The organism is Pseudomonas sp. lyk4-R2A-8 (assembly GCF_030209095.1).
GTDB lineage: Bacteria > Pseudomonadota > Gammaproteobacteria > Pseudomonadales > Pseudomonadaceae > Aquipseudomonas > Aquipseudomonas quebecensis.
In genome coordinates this window covers 56323-75431 of record NZ_JARVSS010000016.1, presented here as the reverse complement: position 1 = coordinate 75431, position 19109 = coordinate 56323, and the positions used below count along the sequence as shown (strand labels likewise).

Below are 19109 nucleotides of genomic sequence, written 5' to 3'. Positions count from 1 at the left end.
CCAGGCGATGTAATTTCACCTGACACACCGAGGTGCCTGGGTTTGGGGCCGCTTCGCAGCCCAGCGCGGGGCAAGCCCGCTCACCACGGCAGGCCCCTCCCACACTGTTGACCTTTAGGTCCTATTCCAAGGCAGCGGCCGGGCCGAAGAATTCGTAGCGGCTTTGTTTTTCGGGCACACCCAGGGCCTTGAGGTGACGCTTGATCGCGGCCATGAAGCCTTTCGGGCCGAGGAAGTAGGCGTCGATATCACGTTGCTCGGGCAACCACGCCGCCAGTTGGTCCTGACTGAGCAGACCAACGTTGTCCGCTGCCGGGCTCACGCCGTCGTCTTCGGCATAGCAATAGAAGCGCTTGAGCTGCGGGTGCCTGGCCGCCAGGGCATCCACCCACTGGCGAAACGCGTGCACGCCGCCGTTGCGCGCGCAGTGAATGAAGTGCACCGGGCGCTCGGTGGCCAGGGCCGCTTCGAGCATCGGCAAGGTCGGCGTGATACCGACGCCGCCGCTGATCAGCACCAGCGGCTTGGCGCTGGCGGCCAGGGTGAACTCGCCCGCCGGCGGGAACAGGTCGATGGTGGCACCGACATGCAATTGATCGTGCAGGTAATTGGACACCCGGCCGCCGACTTCGCGCTTGACACTGATGCGGTACTGGCCGCCATCGCTCAGTGCCGAGAGGGAATAGTTGCGGCGTACCTCTTCGCCGTCCAGCACCAGCGTCATACCGATGTATTGGCCGGGCGCCGCCGCCAGGATCGGGCCGTTATCCACCGGGGCGAAATAAAAGGACGTGATCTCGGCGCTCTCCTCCGCCCGCTTGACCAGCGTGAACGGCCGCGCACCGCGCCAGCCGCCAGGGGCCTGGGCTTTCTCGTCATAGATGGCCGCTTCGGCGCCGATCAGGATATCCGCCAGTTGGCCGTAGGCCGCGCCCCAGGCATTCATCACCTGTGGCGTGGCGATCTCACTGCCCAGCACTTCGGAAATCGCCCGCAACAGGCAGGCGCCTACGATCGGGTAATGCTCCGGCAGGATCTGCAAGGCCACGTGTTTATTGATGATCCTGGCCACCAGATCGCCCAGTTGATCCAACTGGTCGATATGCCGCGCGTACATCAATACCCCATTGGCCAGGGCACGTGGCTGATCGCCGCTGGCCTGGTGGGCCTGGTTGAACAACGGGCGAACTTCCGGGTATTCGGACAGCATCATGCGGTAGAAATGGGTGATCAGCGCTTCACCGCCACTTTCCAGCAGGGGCACGGTGGATTTGACGATGGCACGGTCTTGGGCGCTAAGCATGAGAGCCTCCAGGGCTTCTTTAAAGTTAGCCTTAGACAGTCAGCATTCATGCCAACTTTAAAATCGTTAATTTTCAATGATTTAGAACTCAAGTAGTCAGTATGACTTCTTACAGGATAAAGTCATAAGGACTACAAGGAGTCATTATGACTGCACACTCGCTGCTCACCACCCTCCTGCCCCTGGTGGCCGATCTGTCCCGCGATCTGCCCGAGGGCGAGCGCTACCGGCGCCTGCTGCAAGCCATGCGCGCCCTGCTGCCCTGCGACGCCGCCGCCTTATTGCGCCTGGACGGTGAAGCGCTGGTGCCGCTGGCGGTGGACGGCCTGAGCACCGACACCCTGGGCCGACGTTTCAAGGTCAGCGAACACCCGCGTTTCGCGGCGCTGCTCGCCAGCCCCGGCCCGACCCGCTTCGACAGTGACAGCGAGTTGCCCGACCCTTACGACGGCCTGGTGGAAGGTCTGCACGGGCACCTGCAGGTGCATGACTGCATGGGCTGCCCGTTGTTTGTCGACGACCGCCCCTGGGGCCTGTTGACCCTTGACGCGCTGGACACCGAGCGCTTCGAACGCGTCGAACTGGACGCTCTGCAAGCCTTCGCCAGCCTGGCCGCCGCCACGGTCAACGTGGCCGAACGTATCGAACGCCTGGCCCTGCGCGCCGAAGACGCACACCAGCGCGCCGAAATCTATCGCCAGGCCAGCGGCCAGCAGCACAAGGAAATGATCGGCCAGAGCAAAAGCCACAAGCGTCTGGTGGAAGAAATCAAGCTGGTGGGCGGCAGCGACCTGACGGTGCTGATCACCGGCGAAACCGGGGTGGGCAAGGAATTGGTGGCCCAGGCGATTCACGCCGCCTCGCCGCGCGCCGACAAACCGCTGATCAGCCTCAACTGCGCGGCCCTGCCGGAAACGCTGGTGGAAAGCGAGCTGTTCGGCCACATACGCGGCGCCTTCACCGGCGCGCTGAACGAGCGCCGGGGCAAGTTCGAGCTGGCCGACGGCGGCACCTTGTTTCTCGATGAAGTGGGCGAACTGTCGCTGACGGTGCAGGCCAAACTGCTGCGCGTGCTGCAAAGCGGCCAGTTGCAGCGCCTGGGGTCGGACAAGGAACACCAAGTGGATGTGCGCCTGATCGCCGCTACTAACCGCGACCTCGCCGATGAGGTGCGCAACGGCCGCTACCGCGCCGACTTCTACCATCGCCTGAGCGTTTACCCGCTGCAAGTGCCGGCGTTACGCGAGCGCGGCCGCGATGTACTGCTGCTGGCCGGTTTCTTCCTTGAACAGAACCGGTCACGCATGGGCCTGGGCAGCCTGCGCCTGACCAGCGATGCCCAGGCGGCCCTGCTGGCCTATAACTGGCCAGGCAACGTACGGGAGCTGGAACATTTGATCGGACGCAGCGCACTGAAAGCGCTTGGAAACTGTCACGAGCGTCCGAAAATTCTCAGCCTGAGCGCCACCGACCTCGACCTGCCCACCGTCAGCGCACCACCGATTGAAACCCAGCCCGCACTGGCGCCCCTGACCGGCGACCTGCGCCACGCCACCGAAGACTATCAGCGCCACCTCATCAGCGCCTGCCTGGAACGCCACCAGCACAACTGGGCCAGCACCGCCCGCGAACTGGGCCTCAACCGCGCCAACCTCGCCCGCCTGGCCAAGCGCCTTGGAATAAAATAACTCGGTGAAATGAGGGGGCAAGTCTTGATGCCAGTCAGATCCACCCCAGGCAATGACTATCAAAAGTGGGAGGGGGCAAGCCCCCTCCCACATTTTGGTCCGGTCCAGGGCAGAAATTCACTCACTGATTCCTTCACTGACGGGCATTAGGACTTGCCGCCTGCCACCTGGTCAGACTGTTCTCGCCTTCAATACCGGGCTTACACCCTTAGGCTTACGAAACACCAACACATTCCCCGCCATCACCAAGCCCAACCCCACCAACGCCGGCGCGGTCCACTGATAGCCCTCGGCAAACGCCGACACATTCAACGCCACCACCGGAAACAGCACCGTGCAATACGCCGCGCGCTCCGGCCCCATACGCCCGACCAACGTCAAATACGCCGTAAACCCAATCACCGACCCCGGAATCACCAGGTAAGCCAAGGCACCGATATATCGCGCACTCCAATCCATCTCGAACGGAACCCCTCGGACTACGCACCAGGTCGCCAGCATCGCCGCGCCATACGCCATGCCCCAGGCGTTAGTCGTCAGCGGCCTGAGCCCGGCCTTCTGCTGCAGGCTCGACAACAGATTGCCGGCCGAGAAACACATCGTCCCCAGCAAGGCCAACCCCAAGCCCAGCAGGGTCTGCGGGCTGGCGGTGTGCCCCACCAGCTCCGGCCAGAACAATAACCCCAAACCCGCCAACCCAAGGCCACCGCCCATCAGCACATTGCGCGCCACGCGCTGGCCGAAAAATACCCGCGCGTTCAACGCGTTCCACAGCGTCGCCGTGGAAAACACCACCGCCACCAGCCCGCTGGGGATCCATTGGCTGGCCGTGAGAAAGCACATGAAGTTGACGCAAAACAGGCACAGCCCCTGGGCCAGGCAGATCAAGTGCCCGCGCCGGTTCATCACCTGCAGCTTGCGGCTGAGCAGCAGCAACGCAAACAACACCAACGCCGCCAGGCCGAAGCGATAAACGATGGACACGGGAATCGCTACCACGCCCAGTTGCCATTTGAGGGCGATCCAGGTGGTCCCCCAGATCAGCACGGTGAGTAAATACAGAAAAAGGTTCATAACAGGCTCCATCGATTGAGCCCCAGTGTCCTCCCCAAACCACGCTGCGCTCTTGCACATTCTTGCGCTTTTGTCGGGCGAGCCGCGCACAGCACCGGCATCGCGGAGTACGATGCAGGGCGTCGGAGAGTACACGCCATGCCGGATCTGCAATCGCTGCAAGTCTTCCAAGCCCTTCACCGTTCGCCCCACGCGCGCCTGGAGGCCTGCGCCGAGCTGGGTGACGGCCTTGCCGCGGCCTTGTGGAGCAACCACCACGATTCCCAGGATTACCAGGCGCCCGGCCATCACACCCTGTCGTGCTATGTGGGCGGCGGCACCGGCACGTTTCGGCGCGACCGACCCGACACCAAGGGCGGCCCCGACAAGCTGTGCATCCTGCCCGCCGAGCATCAGTCCGGGTGGGTGATCAACGGCGAGATCCGCCTGGCCCATGTGTACTTCAGCCCGGAACAATTCGCCCTCGGCTGCGTGACCCTGCTCGACCGCGAACCGCGCACCTTGCAGTTGCAGGAGGGTACGTTCCTGGAGGACCCCAGCCAGGCGCGCCGCTTCCACCAGTTGATCGCTCTCGATTGGCAGGAGCCCGCCGAGCGTCTGCTGACCAGCAGCCTGGCCCATGAGCTGCTCAGCCACACTTTGCTCAATCAAGTGGGCCTGCGCGACGGTCTGCGCTTGAAAGGAGGGCTGGCGCCGCATCAGCGCCGCTTGTTGGTGGACTACATCGACTACCACCTGGAGGCGCCGCTGAGCCTGGGGCAATTGGCCGGGCTGTGTGCACTGTCGGAATACCACTTCGCGCGAATGTTCCGCCAAAGCTTCGGTCTGCCGCCCCATCAATACCTGCTGGCGCGCCGCCTGGCCCGAGCGCAAAGCCTGTTGCGTGGGGGCACCCTGCCCCTCGGCGAGATTGCACTGATGTGCGGTTTCTGCAGCGCCAGCCATTTTACCCGCCGCTTCGGCCAGGCCATGGGCGCCACGCCTGGAGAGTATCGTCAGGCCTTCTGCACCTAAGTCATCAACCCCAGGGTTTTGGCCTTGGCCACGGCCTGGGTGCGCCGCTCCACCCCGAGCTTGCTGTGGATGCGTCGCGCGTGGGTCTTGACGGTGTGCAGGGAGATAAACAGGCGATCGGCGATTTCCAGGTTGGAATTGCCCAGGGCTATCAACTGCAGCACTTCCAACTCGCGCTGGCTGAGCGGGTTTTGCACCGTGCCCGGCGTCGACGCCTGCGGCTCCAACCCCAACTCGCTCAGCAGCCCCGGCGAACGCAGGCGCAGTTCGCGAATGGCTTGCTGCACCTGGCAGCGCGCGGCCAGTTCCAATCCGGTCTGCAGTGAACGACGCGCCAGCCCGGCGTCGCCCAGTTGCCAGGCGACTTCACCCAGCACCAGGTGCAACTCGGTTTCCAGGCACAGCATGCCGCGCTGATGGGTGGCCTCCAGCAGCGCTTGCAGGCGCGCCAGCGGCTGTTCGGCGCAACCCAGTTTCACCTCGGCCAACACCAACAGATATTCAAGACGCGGGATCAGTTCCAGGGTGGCCGGCGGCGCTTGTTTGGCCTGGGGCCCGCGAAAGTGACGCAACACGCGGCGCAGCGCTTCGACGGTCAACTCGGCACGCCCCTGCTGCAACCAGAAATGCCCGCTGACCAGCAGCAACACCGCGCGGTACACGGTGTCCGGCACCTGGCGTTGCTGCATCAGCCGTTCGGCCTCGCGCAGTTGAATGAACGCCTGGGCGTAATCGCCACGGTTGGCCGCCAGCAGCGCCAGGCCCAGAAACCCATAAAGCACGCGCTTGTCCTGACTGTGCAGGCACATCGGCAAGCCTGTCTCGAAACACTCGGCGGCCAGCGCGTCCTGCCCCTGCCGCAGCGCCAGGTGCCCGCGCCGCAGGGCAATGCGCCCGACCAGCGGGCCGGCCTTGAGCCGCTGCTTGAGCAGCATCGCCTGCATATGTTCGAGCAGGCTCTGGGCCCGGTGCGGCGCGCCGCGCTGTTCGAGCAATTGGGCGTGATCCAGTTCCAGCAGCGCTTCCAGCAACAATGAGCCATGGGCACGCGCCAGGCACAGTGCTTCGCGGTTCAGGGTTTGCGCCACGTTCAGCTCACCACGCAACAGGGCTTGCTGGGTGAGCCCTGACAAGCACATCAGGCGCGAAGTCCAGGCACTGTCGGGCAAGGCTTGTAACGCTTCGAGGAAATGCGCGCGCGAACGCTCGGCGTCCCCTCCCAAGTGCAGCAACCAGCCCCACTGGGCCTGCCAGCGTGCCAACAAGTGCCGCTGCCGGGCCGCCGTCGGTTGCGGAGCGAAGCGTGCGAGTTGGTCGATGCACACGGCGGCCTGCTCGAAGCGCCCGGCAAACAGCAGGGCCGCCGTCACCAGCCCCACCAACTGGGCCGAACCGAGCATCAGGTCATCGCCATGCTCCGCGTGCAGGCGCAACAGCAGCAACGCGTTCTGCTGGCGGAACAGATCTTCGAAGCTGAAGTGCTGCAACAGGCTGACCGCCACCTCATATTCTTCGGCCAACAGCGCCTGTTCGAAGGCGGCTTGCCAGTCCTGCTCGGCGGTGAACCATTGGCAGGCGCGACGGTGCCACGAGCGCTTGGTCGGCCAGGGTTCGTCGCGCATCAGACGCGCCAGGGGCGGAAAAACCTGCAGCCAGTCGGTGTCTTCCCACGGCTGGATAAAGGCGCCAAGGGCCAGCAGATCGCGCAGGTACTGATCACCGTCGCCGGCCCCGAACAGGTGTTCGCACAGCCCTGTATTGAAGCGCGGCAGATGGGCCAGCACGCGCCAGGCGTCGGCCAGTTCGGGCGGCAGCACGCTGAACAGTTCGTGTTGCAGGTAGTCGAGCAGGGTTTTGTCGGGGTGCCCGTCGCCCAGCAGCGCGATGCGTACACCGGCGCACCAGCCGGCGCTGAACTGCAGCACGTCCTCGACGGACTGCCCTGGCGCATGGCAGAGCAGCGCCTGGATTTCCCCGGCGCGCAACGCCAGTTCCGCACCGCATTCGAGCAATTCATCGTCGAGCAGCAACCGCGGCCAGTTGCACGCCGGCCGCCGCCGCGCGCCCAGCCACCAGGTCAGCGCCGGGCTGCCGGCGGTGAGCAGGCGGTCGAGCAAGGCATCGGTCTCCGGCGTGGGCCAGCGGCAGAAATCATCAAGGAACAACCACGCCGGAGCCTGCCAGCGGCTCAAGTCCTGCAGCAGTGTGGCTTCATCGGTAAAAGGCATGCCAAGGGTATGCGCCAGGCGCTGGCACAATTGGAAGGGGCTGAGGGCCACGCCATTGAGGGGCAACCAGTACACCTGACACCCCACGGGCGCCTGCAACGCACATTCGGCGAGCAACGCGCTCTTGCCGCTGCCGCCAGGCGCACACAACAACCTGACCCGCGCCACAGACGCCAGCAACGGCTCGGCCAGGCGTGGGCGCAGCAGATGATGGGCGGACAGCCGAGGCATGAATCCAGGACGGTCCAGGCAGCGAGTCATGGCGGTCATTGCTGCATCCTGCGTTTTTATTGTTATGCAACCTGACGCTTACCCTAGACCTGTGACGGGCGATAGTTGAAGAAGTATTCAGCAGGGTGATTGAAGGCCATGCACAAAACCCAATGTGGGAGGGGGCTAGCCTCCTCCCACCTTTGATCAGGGATCAGCGCACGCCTTCCGCCCGCAACGCCGCCGGCGTGTAGTCCGCCGCCTTGGCCGCAAACCCGAACACGAAGCTGCTCTTCTCCTCGTTTTTCATCCCCAGCGCGATATAACGCCCGGCGATCAAGTCATACAGGGTCTCCACGGTGTACGCCGGCACCTGATGGTCGTAGTAGAACTGTGAATGGCCTTCGGCGACCCGCCACAGTTGGCCACGACCGTCATAGTGATCCACCAGCGCGACTTGCCAGCTGTCCTCGTCGATGTACATGTGGCGCTTGGCATAGATGTGCCGCTCGCTCGGTTTGACCGTGCCGACCACTTCCCACACGCGGTGCAGCTCGTAGCGGGTCAAATCCTGATTAATGTGGCCGGCCTTGATGATGTCGTCGTACTTGAGCGACGGCGAGTCGAGCTTGTAGCTGTTATAGGGGATGTACATCTCTTTCTTGCCCACCAGCTTCCAGTCATAACGGTCGGGCGCACCGGAGAACATGTCGAAGTTGTCGGTGGTGCGCAGGCCGTCCGACGCGGTGCCCGGCCCGTCATAGGACACCTGCGGGGCACGCCGTACGCGGCGCTGACCGGCGTTGTAGATCCATGCCAGGCGCGGCTCCTTCACCTGGTCGAGGGTTTCGTGCACCAGCAGCACGTTGCCCGCCAGGCGCGCCGGCGCGGTGACCGATTGCTTGAAGTAACTCAACACGTTGGCCGCCTTGGCCGGGTCGATATCCGGGATGGCCTGGGGCACCGCCACTTCTTCCTCGAAGCGGATCGGCGTGTAGCTGCCGTTGGTCTGTGGGGTGGCCTGGGTGATGATGCGGCGCAGGTTGCCGCCGTGGTAGCGGGTGATGTGGTTCCACAGCACTTCCACGCCGTTCTTGGGAATCGGGAATGCGTAGTAGCGATTGCCGGTGAAGTTCTCCAGGCCATTGCCGTCGTTGATCGCCTTGACGTTCAGCGCGCTGCGCTTGATTGACTCGTAGATATCCGGCGGCAGGTTCACCGTACGGTGGCTGGGGTAGACCGGGATCTTGTAGGTCTCGGGGTAGCGCTTGAACATCGCCACCTGGCCGTCGGAGAGTTTGTCCTTGTACTTGTCCACCGTGGCGGCGGTGATCACGAACAGCGGTTTTTCACTGGCGAATGGGTCGGCGAGGAAGCCTTTGCTGTCCACCGCGCCGGCGTTTTTAGGGATGCCGCCGGTCCAGGCGGGGATAGAGCCATCGGCGTTACCGGCCTTCTCGGCACCCACCGGGGTGAGGGTGGTACCAAGCTTGGCGGCCTCTTCCGGGGAAACCGCTGCCCATACGTTGGCGGCCAACAGGCTGAGGGCCAACACTGCAATTGTCTTACGCATACGTTCTTGTCCTTCTTTAAGCCAAATCAGAAGTTCACGCCGAAGCTGAGGGCGAGGAAGTCACGGTCGGTCAGGGTGTTGTAGTCGCCGCCGAAGAAGTCGGTGTAACTGAGGCTGGCGGTGTAGGTGCTGCGGTAGTCGGCATCGACGCCCACGCTGATGGCCTTGGCGCCTTTGTTGAACAGCCCGTTGGGGCCGTAGCCGGCAACGTCATGAGACCAGGACAGGTTGGGCTTGAGGTTCACCCCGGCGATCGCGTTGTTGTAGTCCAGGATTGCCCGCGCGCGGTAACCCCAGGACGTGGATGTAACGAAACCGTCGGTATCGCCCTGGAATCCGTAAGCGCCGTACACCGAGTCGCGGCCGTAACGCAGCTTGGATTTATCTTCCAGGCCGGCCACGTGGACAACAGCGGCTTCGCCCACTACGGTCAGCCGTTCGGCGCCCAGCACCTGGTCGAAGAACTGGGTCATGGAGCTCTGGATCTGGGTGATTTCCTTGCGACGGTAGCCGGTATTGTCATCCCCGAAGTTGCTGCGTATCGGCGAGGCCGCTTGCCCGGCGACCGGGTTGATCAAGGCCAGGGTCAGGTCGGTGGTGTTCAGTTGCACCGGCGCATTCGGTCGGTAGCTGATTTCCCCGGTCCAGGCCGTGCCGGTGGGCAAGGTCGTGGAGAAACTGGCACCGAACAGGCGGATGTCTTCCGGGTAGTCGAGGTAGTACTGGCCACGACCGAGCATCACGCTCTGCACCAGGCCTGCGCCTGAGCCGGGGGCCAGGCGATTGGCGGCGCCGGCGATGGCGCCGAGGGTGGCCAGGCTGGTGTTGTTGGTGATAGTGCCCACGGTCGGCGTACGACTGTGGTAGTTCATGAAGTACAGGCCGTACTCGGTGTCGTCGCCCAGCCAGCGCAACGCGGCGCCGAACTGGCCGGAATCCCGCGCATCGCGGTCGCCGGCACGCCGCACGATCACGCCTTCGTTGACCACGCCAAAGCCTTGCCCGAACGCCGCCGCAACAGGTTGCAACGGGCGAATGGCCGGGTTGCCGACGGTGTAATTATTGGTGCACCCGTCCGCTGCCACGTCGCCGCCGAAGAAAGTGCCGCAGTTATCCAGCACGGTCTGGTCCCATTCCAGCTGATAGAAGCCTTCCACCGTGAGTTGATTGGTCAGGCTCTGGGAAGCGAACAGCATATTCACCGGGATCAGGCCTTCCTTGATCTCGGCGCCCGGCCGACGGAATGCCGAGACGTCGATCGGGTTGATGCTGTTGATGGAGTTGCCGATGAAAGTGCTTTCGCCCCAGCTGACCACCTGCTTGCCGGCGCGCACGGTGCCCGGCAGGTCGCCCAGGGAATAGTTGTGGTAGACGAACGCGTCGAGGATCTCTGCGCCGCTGGATTTGGCGCCTTCCTTACGGTTGTGGTCGCTGATTGGCTTGAATTCGCGGTCTTCGTCCTTGAGCTCGAAGTCATACCAGTACTTGCCGCGCACGAACACGCCGGTATCGCCGTACTTCAGTTCGAGGTCGTGCAGCCCTTTGAAGATTTTGGAGAAGGTCTCGCCCTTCTTGAAATTGAGGCGTCCGTCATCCCCCGTGGAAGCCTGGCCCGTACCGCCGTTGACGGTGCCGACCAGTTTCTTGTCGGCGTCGCGCATACCCCAGCTCGACCCCACCGACAACGACGAATCGAATTGCCCTTCGATCTCGCCAATGTTGAACGAAACAGCCTGCGCGTGGGCACAGCAACCCAACGCAACCGCAGCGGCCAGCGCCTGTGGCGTGAAGATGGCGCGCATTGTTGTTTTTGTCATGCGTCTTCCCCGGTGAGTGACAGAAGGCCCCACCCTACTGCCGCGCGTCAGGAGCGATAAGCGCACCAAGGAGGGATTCGTGCTGTCGCTCGAAAGGATGACAGGCCGCTCTGGCTGGGGTGCGGGCGGGGGCATGCGCAGGGTGGATGGAGGGTTATCAGGAGCATGGATGGCGCCATGGACTGTTGCCGGATCGGTAACAGTCCTTGTCCTGAAGCGCTATTACTCATCTTGTTACAACCAGCTATTCTTGTCGGGCTTTCAGGGCAAACCGCCCGCTTCCAAGTTTGGAAGACAAGCTGAGCTTCAATGGATTGATGTGTTTTTTCAATCCGTTACCGGTGTTCACTGACGTTGATTTGTTGCTCCTTGATCAAACGTCTTACTTCGGCCGCTGCCTTTGCAGCGGCCTTTTTTATGCCTGAAATAAAACGGGGCGCCATCAGCGCCCCGTAGGATTGACCCGCGTTCAGACAACGATCACAGGCTGTATTTCTGCAAGTTAGCCATCATCTCCTTCAACGCCTCGATAGTGTCCTTGGGGTGGGCAGCGCCTTCGAAGTCGCAGATCTGCGCCCAATGCGCCGCCACGTCGTCCGGCGAAAACCCGACCTCGGGGTCGAAGCCCACGCCCAGGCTGCGCTCCCAGCGGGTCTTGCCGACCCAGCCGCCGCCGACTTCGAACAGTCCCGAGGTTTCCTGGCAGGCTTCACTGCCCAGGTACACCACCAGCGGGCTGACCAGCTCCGGCTTGAGGCGCTCGAACACTTGCGGCGGAATCAGGCCTTCGGTCATGCGTGTGGCGCCGGTGGGGGCGATGGCGTTGACCAGGATGTTGTTCTTGCGGCCTTCCAACGCCAGGGTGCGGGTCAGGCCGTAGAGGCCAAGCTTGGCCATGCCGTAGTTGGACTGGCCGAAATTGCCGTAGATGCCCGAGGTGGACGCGGTGAAGATCACCCGGCCATAACTTTGCTCACGCAGATGAGGCCAGGCGGCGCGGGTGACTTTGTAGGCACCTTCGACATGCACCCGGTAAACCATGTCCCAGTCGCTGTCGTCCATTTTATGAAAGGTCTTGTCCCGCAGGATGCCGGCGTTGTTGACCACCACGTCGATACGGCCGAACGCATCGAGAGCGTTGTGCACGATCTTGTCACCGTCGGTGACAGAATCATGGTTGGCCTCGGCGATTCCGCCGGCCGCCCGGATCTCGGCCACTACGCGGTCAGCGGCCGACGCGCTGGCGCCCTCGCCCTGGGTGGAGCCGCCGAGATCGTTGACCAGCACCTTGGCGCCATGCCGGGCGAATAACAGCGCATGGGCACGGCCCAAGCCGCCGCCGGCACCGGTGACGATCACGACCTTATCCTGGAACTGCACTGACTCACTCATACCGAACTCCTAGGGCGACAATGGGGATGGCTGGAGTGTCAGGCACAGCGCCTTTGGTCACAATAACTACGGTCGCGGCTGAATGGTGCGCGATAAGGCACGGGGATAATCGCCGCGCGCCTGCGGCAACAAGCGATGCCGCTCAGGAATAAGCCACCTGCGACGCCGGCCGCCCGATTCGATCGCGAAACGCCAGGTAGTGCTTGAGCACCTGCACCGGCGCTTCGATCTGCGGGTAATGGCCGATATTGGCCAGCAGCACCGTGTCGGCATTCGGCACCAACTGCTGGTAGCGCGCCACCATATGGGCCCCGGAAATCGGGTCGATCTCGCCATCGATCACCCGCAGCGGCACGTCACCGCGCTGCATGGCCTGCACCCAGCGCTCGCGCAGGCGTCGGCGCTGGGGGATGTAGGAAATCAACTTGTGCAGGATGCGCGGGCCGTCGTTGCAACTGATCAGGCTCCAGAAGTCATCCAGGGCGCTTTCGCTGGGGCGGGTGGCAGGCCCGAAAATCTGGCTGAAGCTTTTGGACAAGGCATTGCGCCCGAAGGCCCGCCCGATCATCCAGCCCAGGGGGCTGAGCAACAGTTTTTGCACCAGTGCCGGGCGATGGGTTTCCGGGAACAGGCCGCCGTTGAGAAACACACAACTGGCCATCCGGAACCGGCCTTCATAGTGCCGCGCCAACAATTCCTGAGCGACGCTGTCGCCATAGTCGTGGGCCAACACATGCACCGGCGGCGGCACACGCAGGTGTTCAAGCAGGGCCTGCTGCAAGTCCGCCTGTTCCAGCAGGCAGTAGCCATGGTCCAGGGGCTTGGCCGAATCGCCGAAACCGAGCATGTCGCAGGCGATCACCAGATAGCGCTGGGTCAGGGCTTGCCACAAGTAATGCCAGTCCCAGCTGGCCGTGGGGAAACCGTGGAGCAGCAACAGCGGTTCACCCTGGCCCGCTACCCAGTAACGGATGGTGTGGCCATGAAAGTCGAAATCCTGGCCACGCTTGCGCCAGGCTCGAAGCGGGATCTCGGCGATTGGCATCAGGTTTCATACCCAGGGTTTTGGTGGTCCAACTTACGCAGCAACGCCGGCCAGGCCAGCGCGCCGCCCATGCCTTGGGCACTTTTGGTAACAGCCGCGCCCATGGCCTTGGCTCCGGCGAGAATCTGCGGCTCGATGCTGATCAACTCGGCACCGCCGGTTTGCGCCAGCACCTGGATTTCACAGGCGCGCTGGAAGATAAACATCATCAGAAAAGTGTCGGCGATGCTGGCACCGCAGGTGAGCAGGCCATGGTTGTGCAGCAGGAGGAACTGGTTGTCGCCCAGGTCGGCCTGCAGGCGGGCCTTTTCCTCGTGGTTCAGCGCGACGCCCTCGTAAGCGTGGCAGGCCAGGCTGGAGAGCACAAAGATCGATTGCTGGCTGATGGGCAGCACGCCCTGCTTCTGCGCGGCCACCGCGACCCCGGCGGCAGTGTGAGTGTGCAGCACGCAGGTCACATCATGGCGCACTTCATGGATGGCGCTGTGGATGGTGTAGCCGGCCGGGTTGATCTCATGGGGGCTGTCCATCAGTTTGTTGCCGGCCTGGTCGACCTTGACCAGGCTCGACGCGGTGATCTCATGGAACATCAGACCGTAGGGGTTGATCAGGAAATCGTCGGTGCCGGGCACTTTGGCCGAGATATGGGTGAAGATCAGATCGTCCCATCCATGCATCGCCACCAGGCGATAGCACGCGGCGAGGTCGACGCGTGCCTGCCACTCGGCAGTGCTGACCTGGGCCTGGACATTCTGTGGGGATACAACCGGGGCTAGGCTCACGGTGATGACCTCCTGGACGCACGTTCTTATTGTTCTAAGGGTTGGGCCAGTCTAGTCAGACGCCCTGGCCGGCGGAGTCGCCTTGGCAGCCAGCTTGATGACTGTACGAGTCACGTACTGAGAATAGTAGAAATCCATACAAGCGCCCCCGGAACGATGGGCGCTTGGGTGTCGACCCGATCAACCGCGCAGGGCAGCGACCAACTCGGCCAGCCAGGGTTCGGCGTCGCTTTCGGGCGTCACGCTTTCGCTGGCGTCCAGGCGCAGCATCGGCAGCACTTCGCGCACGCCCAGCTCGACGAACAACTCACGCATCTGCTCGCCACCGGCGCAGAAGGTATCGCCGTAGCTGGCGTCGCCCAGGGCGATGACCGCGCCGGGCAAACCGCGCAAGGCGCCGGGCAGTTGCTCGCGCAGCGCGCAATACAGGGGCTGGAGGTTGTCGGGCAGTTCCCCCATGCCGGTGGTGGACGTGACCGCCACCAGTGCGTCAGGTGCATAAGCCTGCACGTCCGCCAGGGTGGCGCGAGGGTTGTGCCAGGCTTGTAAACCTGCGGCTTCGAGGATGACGACAGCGTGGCGAGCCACTTCTTCTGCGGTGCCGTACACCGAGCCGGAAAGGATGGCGACTTTCATCAATCTGATCCTGTAGTTGAGCGAAAGCGTGGGATATTAACAGCTGACGCAACTATTTCGCGGCGCCTGGTGCAAGATTCAACGGGTGCCATACACTCCTCTTTCCCACCACAAGCCATGGACCGCTCAATGATTAATGCCAAGCTGATGCAACTGGTGATCAACGCTTCCAACGACGGCATCGTCGTCGCCGAACGCGAAGGCAAGGACAAGCCGCTGATCTACGTCAACCCGGCGTTCGAACGGCTGACCGGCTACACGCTGGATGAAATCCTCTATCAGGACTGCCGTTTCCTGCAATCCGGCGACCGCGACCAGCCGGCGCTGATGGCCATTCGCGACGCTCTGGAAAGCGGCGGGGTGTGCCGTGAGATCCTGCGCAATTACCGCAAGGACGGCAGCCATTTCTGGAATGAATTATCGCTGTCGACGGTGTACAACGAGGCTGACCGGCAGACCTATTTTGTCGGCGTGCAAAAAGATGTGACCCTGCAGGTCAAGGCCCAGCAGCGCGTGGCGCAACTGGAGGCCGAACTGGCTGAGGTCAAGGCCGAACTTGCGACGCTTCGCGCGACAAGTGGCTCAAACAAAATTTAGAAACATCGGTCACTAAGGGGGATAATGGCCTTTTAGCACTTCTACTGAGCAAACGGCGATGCCACGCAACGCGCTTCTGACCCAGGATGAACTGGACTTCATTCAGAACATGCAGCACAACCCGCAGTTGAACCTGCGGGACGCTTCGTCGAGCCTGACGGTCAACGGCGGTGCGCAGATCCGCGACTTGCTCACCCGACTCGCCGCCCACGACCATGTCACCATCCAGGCCCAGTTCGACAACCAGCAACTGACGTTTCCCCTGCACTTGGTGGAGGACGAGTTCAACGCGGTGCATCTGCGCCTGGGGGTGCCGAGCATTTTCGAAGACGGCCCTATGATCCGCCCGTGGCGCCTGGTGCTGGAGACGCCGGTGGCCTTGGAAAATATCCGAGGCAACCCCGGCGCGCTGTGGGTGCATGAAGTGTCGTTCAAGGGTGTGCTGGTCGAGGGTCGTGGCCGCTTCAAGCCGCCGAAAACCTTCGCGCTGTGGTTCAGCCCTTCGGGCTACGAACGCATCGCCTTGCGTGGCACGTTGCAGCGGGTAACGGCGCGTGGCCTGTTTGCGTATCGCTTGAGCCAGAGCGATGCGGACGAAACCGAGCGACTGCGCCATTTCATCCTGCATCAGCACCGCCTGGCGCATCCGCACGTTCACGCTTGAGGTCAGGTATCGAGCGTGCCGCTCAGATACTGCTGCAAGCGGCGTTGCATCACGGGCCCGTCATTGCCCAGGCAACCGATGGAGGAGCCTGCCAGGTCGTGCTCGGCCAGGTCCGACGCAGCGCCGGCGATGAACAACGGGCAGTCCAGGGTCTGCGCGAGGCGATTCAAACGCACCGCCAGGTCTTGGTTATGTGAGTGGTTGGAGAACAGCACCAGCGCCTGGGGACGGGTCTTCTGGCACACCAGCGTCAACTCATCGAACGGCTGGCCCATGCCCAGCACCTTTACGACCAGGTCATCGCGCGCCAACAGGGCGGCCGCCACCAGCAGCTCCAACTTACGGCACTCGCCCGGCAACGCCGCCATCAAGACACGGGGAGCCGCGCCAAGGCTTGCCAACTGCAGGCGCTGCAGCACATGGGTCCTAAGGAATACATCGAAGAACAGCCATTCGCTGGCCTGGCCGAAGCGGCCCTGATGGCGCAACAGTTCGTTCCACAGCGGCATGAAGATGTCCTGGAACGCCACACTGATCGGATAGGTGGCTAGCACCTGGCCGTACAGGCTTTCCAGTTGCCGATCATCGAAGGCACTGACCGCTTGCCTCAGGCGCGCCTGCAATTGTGACCACTCAAAGGCCTGCAGCACATCGCCCTCGGCACGCACTGCATCGGCCTGCTGCTGTTCGCGGGCGAGGATCCTGCCCACTTTGCTGACGGCCACCCCGCGCTCGATCCACTCGAGGATGCGACTGACCGTCTGGATATCGTCGCGGGTGTACAGCCGATGCCCACTTTCGGTGCGCTTGGGCTCGATCAAGCCGTAGCGTCGCTCCCAGGCACGCAGGGTGACCGGGTTGATACCTGTCATTCTGGACACTTCACGGATCGGAAACAGCTCGTTGAAATCTATCGAGTCTGGTTGCGAAACACTATCAACGGGAGCATGGATCACGGGCATTGACGACCATAAAACCAACGGTAATTGAACGCGCATTTAACGCCTTTAAAGCTGTCCTTTTCAAGGTCCGCGATTTTCGGACCAACGCCGCTGGTGTATTCGGTGGATTCGGGAATAATCCTTGCCTGTTTTTTCTACGTCGCTGCCTTACCCCGCAGCCTCGTCTGCGCGCCGCCTACCCGGCCAACCGCGCCCGTTCATTTGGAGATACACAATGTCTACCTCCCCCGTTACCCTGATGGTTGCGCGCCGCGTGGCCAAGGGACGCTATGAAGAACTGATGGCCTGGCTGCGCGAAGGCGAGCAATTGGCCACCGATTTTCCCGGTTACCTGGGCTCCGGCGTACTGGCGCCGCCGCCCAATGACGATGAGTTCCAGATCATTTTCCGCTTTGCCGATGAGCAAACCCTGCACGCCTGGGAGTTTTCCGCCTCGCGCAGTGCCTGGCTGGGCCGCGGCAGCGAGCTGTTTGCCGACCCGTCGGAGCATCGCGTGCGCGGCATCGACGGCTGGTTCGGCGCAGCAGGTGCGCGCCCACCGCGCTGGAAGCAGGCAGTGGCTATCTGGCTGGCGTTTTTTCCGGTGTCGCTGTTGTTCAACTTTGTCCTGGGGCCGCTGCTCAACGAGCTGGCCCTGGTGCCGCGCGTGCTGGTCAGTACCCTGGCACTCACGCCCTTGATGGTTTACCTGTTCATTCCCTTGTCGACCCACCTGCTGGCGAACTGGCTGCACCCCAGCCCACCGCCGGGCAAGCCTACCGAAGCGGCGGCGTAGGTACAGGGGCGCCGCGTCGCTGGTATGATTCGAGCCTGCCAGCGACGCGAGCCTCCCATGTCTGCAACGAACGCCCCGATCCTGATCACCGGTGCCGGCCAGCGTGTCGGCCTGCATTGTGCCCATCGCCTGCTGGACGAGGGCCAGCCAGTGATATTCAGTTACCGCAGCGAACGCCCCGGCGTTCAAGCCCTTCGTGACCGCGGTGCGATCGGCCTGTTCGCTGATTTCTCCAGCGAGGCCGGGGTGCTGGCGTTTATCGCGCAGGTGAACACCCACACCCAAAGCCTGCGCGCGATCATTCACAACGCCTCGGCCTGGGTCGCCGAGACGCCGGGTGACGAGAGCCGCGCGTTTATCGACATGTTCAACGTGCACATGCTTGCGCCGTACTTGATCAACCTGCATTGTTCACCTTTGCTGCAACGTTCTTCACCGGCCGATATCGTGCATATCAGCGATGATGTGGTGCGCAAGGGCAGCCGCCAGCATATCGCCTATTGCGCCACCAAAGCCGGGCTCGACAGCCTCACGCTGTCGTTCGCCGCGCAGTTCGCGCCGCTGATCAAGGTCAACGGCATTGCGCCGGCGATGGTCATGTTCAACGAAGGTGACGATGCGGCCTACCGTGCCAGGGTGCTCGCCAAGTCGGCGCTGGGCATCGAACCCGGCCCCGACGTGATCTACCAGAGCGTGCGTTACCTGCTGGATAACCCTTATGTCACCGGTACCACCCTGACCGTCAACGGCGGGCGGCATATCAAGTAAGCCGTTTTGAGGATGTTGTATGACCTTTTCCCTGCCCCACCATTACCGCGAGATCCTCAAGGGCCTGGGCGAAGACCCGGAGCGCGAAGGCTTGCTCGACACCCCCAAGCGCGCCGCCAAAGCCATGCAATACCTGTGTCATGGCTACGAGCAGAACCTGGAAGAAATCGTCAACGGCGCGCTCTTCGCCTCCGACAACGACGAAATGGTGATCCTCAAGGACATCGAATTGTATTCGCTGTGCGAGCATCACCTGCTGCCCTTTATCGGTAAGGCCCATGTGGCGTATATCCCGACCGGCCGGGTGCTGGGCCTGTCAAAGCTGGCGCGCATCGTCGACATGTTCGCCCGGCGCCTGCAGATCCAGGAAAACCTCACGCGGCAAATCGCCGATGCGATCCAGGAGGTAACCCAGGCCGCCGGCGTGGCCGTGGTGATCGAGGCCAAGCATATGTGCATGATGATGCGCGGCGTGGAAAAACAGAATTCAACCATGAACACCTCGGTGATGCTCGGCGCGTTCCGCGAGTCGAACACCACGCGCACGGAGTTCCTGCAACTGATTGGACGGAGCAAGTAGC

17 protein-coding genes are annotated in these 19109 nt (G+C 62.8%); 7 read left to right on the top strand and 10 right to left on the bottom strand.

Features of this window, described 5'->3' with window-relative positions; genetic code table 11:
* Positions 1-121 precede the first annotated feature (121 nt).
* A complete protein-coding gene (hmpA, locus tag QRN10_RS17150) occupies positions 122-1303 on the bottom strand; it encodes an NO-inducible flavohemoprotein (RefSeq protein WP_285428757.1) in 1182 nt (393 codons plus the stop codon).
* 146 nt (positions 1304-1449) lie between these two features.
* Here hmpA and norR point away from each other — a divergent pair, with 146 nt between their 5' ends.
* Positions 1450-2991 carry a nitric oxide reductase transcriptional regulator NorR gene (gene norR / locus QRN10_RS17145; protein WP_285428756.1) on the top strand — a complete coding sequence of 514 codons (1542 nt, stop codon included), beginning with the start codon at positions 1450-1452 and terminating at the stop codon, positions 2989-2991.
* A gap of 171 nt (positions 2992-3162) precedes the next feature.
* Here norR and QRN10_RS17140 read toward each other — a convergent pair whose 3' ends face one another.
* Positions 3163-4065: a DMT family transporter gene (locus QRN10_RS17140; protein ID WP_253509307.1), complete on the bottom strand. Its 903-nt coding sequence runs from the start codon at positions 4063-4065 to the stop codon at positions 3163-3165.
* A gap of 138 nt (positions 4066-4203) precedes the next feature.
* Here QRN10_RS17140 and QRN10_RS17135 point away from each other — a divergent pair, with 138 nt between their 5' ends.
* Positions 4204-5079: an AraC family transcriptional regulator gene (locus QRN10_RS17135; RefSeq protein ID WP_181078747.1), complete on the top strand. Its 876-nt coding sequence runs from the start codon at positions 4204-4206 to the stop codon at positions 5077-5079.
* On the opposite strand, the gene QRN10_RS17130 is transcribed toward QRN10_RS17135, so the two are convergent.
* The 7 genes from QRN10_RS17130 to QRN10_RS17100 form a co-directional block, all read right to left on the bottom strand.
* Positions 5076-7577, bottom strand: coding sequence for a helix-turn-helix transcriptional regulator (locus QRN10_RS17130; protein WP_285428755.1), 2502 nt, complete (start codon positions 7575-7577; stop codon positions 5076-5078). The two genes, QRN10_RS17135 and QRN10_RS17130, sit on opposite strands and share 4 nt — an antisense overlap.
* A gap of 154 nt (positions 7578-7731) precedes the next feature.
* Positions 7732-9090, bottom strand: a complete 1359-nt coding sequence (locus QRN10_RS17125; protein WP_181078751.1) for a DUF1329 domain-containing protein — start codon at positions 9088-9090, stop codon at positions 7732-7734.
* A 26-nt stretch (positions 9091-9116) separates the two neighbouring features.
* Positions 9117-10907, bottom strand: a complete 1791-nt coding sequence (locus QRN10_RS17120; protein WP_181078754.1) for a DUF1302 domain-containing protein — start codon at positions 10905-10907, stop codon at positions 9117-9119.
* A 480-nt stretch (positions 10908-11387) separates the two neighbouring features.
* A complete protein-coding gene (locus QRN10_RS17115) occupies positions 11388-12299 on the bottom strand; it encodes an SDR family oxidoreductase (protein ID WP_285428754.1) in 912 nt (303 codons plus the stop codon).
* A 142-nt stretch (positions 12300-12441) separates the two neighbouring features.
* Positions 12442-13344 (bottom strand): alpha/beta fold hydrolase, encoded by a 903-nt coding sequence (locus tag QRN10_RS17110; RefSeq protein WP_285428753.1) that lies wholly within the window; start codon positions 13342-13344, stop codon positions 12442-12444.
* Positions 13344-14126 carry a class II aldolase/adducin family protein gene (locus QRN10_RS17105; RefSeq protein WP_266246680.1) on the bottom strand — a complete coding sequence of 261 codons (783 nt, stop codon included), beginning with the start codon at positions 14124-14126 and terminating at the stop codon, positions 13344-13346. Before QRN10_RS17105 ends, QRN10_RS17110 begins: the two co-directional genes overlap by 1 nt.
* A 180-nt stretch (positions 14127-14306) precedes the next feature.
* Entirely contained in the window at positions 14307-14762 is a 456-nt protein-coding gene (locus tag QRN10_RS17100; RefSeq protein WP_181078763.1) for a flavodoxin, read from the bottom strand.
* A 129-nt stretch (positions 14763-14891) separates the two neighbouring features.
* Here QRN10_RS17100 and QRN10_RS17095 point away from each other — a divergent pair, with 129 nt between their 5' ends.
* Together QRN10_RS17095 and QRN10_RS17090 are read left to right on the top strand one after the other, a co-directional pair.
* On the top strand, positions 14892-15359 hold the full coding sequence (locus QRN10_RS17095; RefSeq protein ID WP_266246685.1) for a PAS domain-containing protein: 468 nt from the start codon (positions 14892-14894) through the stop codon (positions 15357-15359).
* Between the two features lie 58 nt (positions 15360-15417).
* Entirely contained in the window at positions 15418-16023 is a 606-nt protein-coding gene (locus QRN10_RS17090) for a hypothetical protein (protein ID WP_181078767.1), read from the top strand.
* A 2-nt stretch (positions 16024-16025) separates the two neighbouring features.
* Here the strand turns inward: QRN10_RS17090 and QRN10_RS17085 are convergent, their stop codons facing one another.
* The gene (locus QRN10_RS17085; RefSeq protein WP_285428786.1) at positions 16026-16985 is read right to left on the bottom strand and encodes a MerR family transcriptional regulator; all 960 of its coding nucleotides are present in this window, start codon (positions 16983-16985) and stop codon (positions 16026-16028) included.
* A gap of 214 nt (positions 16986-17199) precedes the next feature.
* On the opposite strand from QRN10_RS17085, the gene QRN10_RS17080 reads away from it, so the two are divergent.
* From QRN10_RS17080 to folE, 3 genes are read left to right on the top strand one after another with little or no spacing between them, the layout of a single operon-like run.
* Positions 17200-17760 (top strand): antibiotic biosynthesis monooxygenase, encoded by a 561-nt coding sequence (locus QRN10_RS17080; protein WP_253509320.1) that lies wholly within the window; start codon positions 17200-17202, stop codon positions 17758-17760.
* A 57-nt stretch (positions 17761-17817) separates the two neighbouring features.
* Positions 17818-18528 carry a dihydromonapterin reductase gene (gene folM / locus QRN10_RS17075; protein ID WP_181078773.1) on the top strand — a complete coding sequence of 237 codons (711 nt, stop codon included), beginning with the start codon at positions 17818-17820 and terminating at the stop codon, positions 18526-18528.
* A 19-nt stretch (positions 18529-18547) separates the two neighbouring features.
* Complete coding sequence (gene folE / locus QRN10_RS17070; RefSeq protein ID WP_181078775.1) at positions 18548-19108, top strand: GTP cyclohydrolase I FolE; 561 nt, start codon at positions 18548-18550, stop codon at positions 19106-19108.
* The last annotated feature ends 1 nt before the right edge of the window (position 19109 follow it).

Coding starts and splice junctions, on each gene's coding strand:
- QRN10_RS17125 (WP_181078751.1), bottom strand. CDS start 9,090: ATGCGTAAGACAATTGCAGTGTTGGCCCTCAGCCTGTTGGCCGCCAAC.
- QRN10_RS17100 (WP_181078763.1), bottom strand. CDS start 14,762: ATGAAAGTCGCCATCCTTTCCGGCTCGGTGTACGGCACCGCAGAAGAA.
- QRN10_RS17130 (WP_285428755.1), bottom strand. CDS start 7,577: ATGACCGCCATGACTCGCTGCCTGGACCGTCCTGGATTCATGCCTCGG.
- hmpA (WP_285428757.1), bottom strand. CDS start 1,303: ATGCTTAGCGCCCAAGACCGTGCCATCGTCAAATCCACCGTGCCCCTG.
- QRN10_RS17110 (WP_285428753.1), bottom strand. CDS start 13,344: ATGCCAATCGCCGAGATCCCGCTTCGAGCCTGGCGCAAGCGTGGCCAG.
- QRN10_RS17080 (WP_253509320.1), top strand. CDS start 17,200: ATGTCTACCTCCCCCGTTACCCTGATGGTTGCGCGCCGCGTGGCCAAG.
- norR (WP_285428756.1), top strand. CDS start 1,450: ATGACTGCACACTCGCTGCTCACCACCCTCCTGCCCCTGGTGGCCGAT.
- QRN10_RS17135 (WP_181078747.1), top strand. CDS start 4,204: ATGCCGGATCTGCAATCGCTGCAAGTCTTCCAAGCCCTTCACCGTTCG.
- QRN10_RS17085 (WP_285428786.1), bottom strand. CDS start 16,985: ATGCCCGTGATCCATGCTCCCGTTGATAGTGTTTCGCAACCAGACTCG.
- folE (WP_181078775.1), top strand. CDS start 18,548: ATGACCTTTTCCCTGCCCCACCATTACCGCGAGATCCTCAAGGGCCTG.
- QRN10_RS17120 (WP_181078754.1), bottom strand. CDS start 10,907: ATGACAAAAACAACAATGCGCGCCATCTTCACGCCACAGGCGCTGGCC.
- QRN10_RS17095 (WP_266246685.1), top strand. CDS start 14,892: ATGATTAATGCCAAGCTGATGCAACTGGTGATCAACGCTTCCAACGAC.
- folM (WP_181078773.1), top strand. CDS start 17,818: ATGTCTGCAACGAACGCCCCGATCCTGATCACCGGTGCCGGCCAGCGT.
- QRN10_RS17115 (WP_285428754.1), bottom strand. CDS start 12,299: ATGAGTGAGTCAGTGCAGTTCCAGGATAAGGTCGTGATCGTCACCGGT.
- QRN10_RS17090 (WP_181078767.1), top strand. CDS start 15,418: ATGCCACGCAACGCGCTTCTGACCCAGGATGAACTGGACTTCATTCAG.
- QRN10_RS17140 (WP_253509307.1), bottom strand. CDS start 4,065: ATGAACCTTTTTCTGTATTTACTCACCGTGCTGATCTGGGGGACCACC.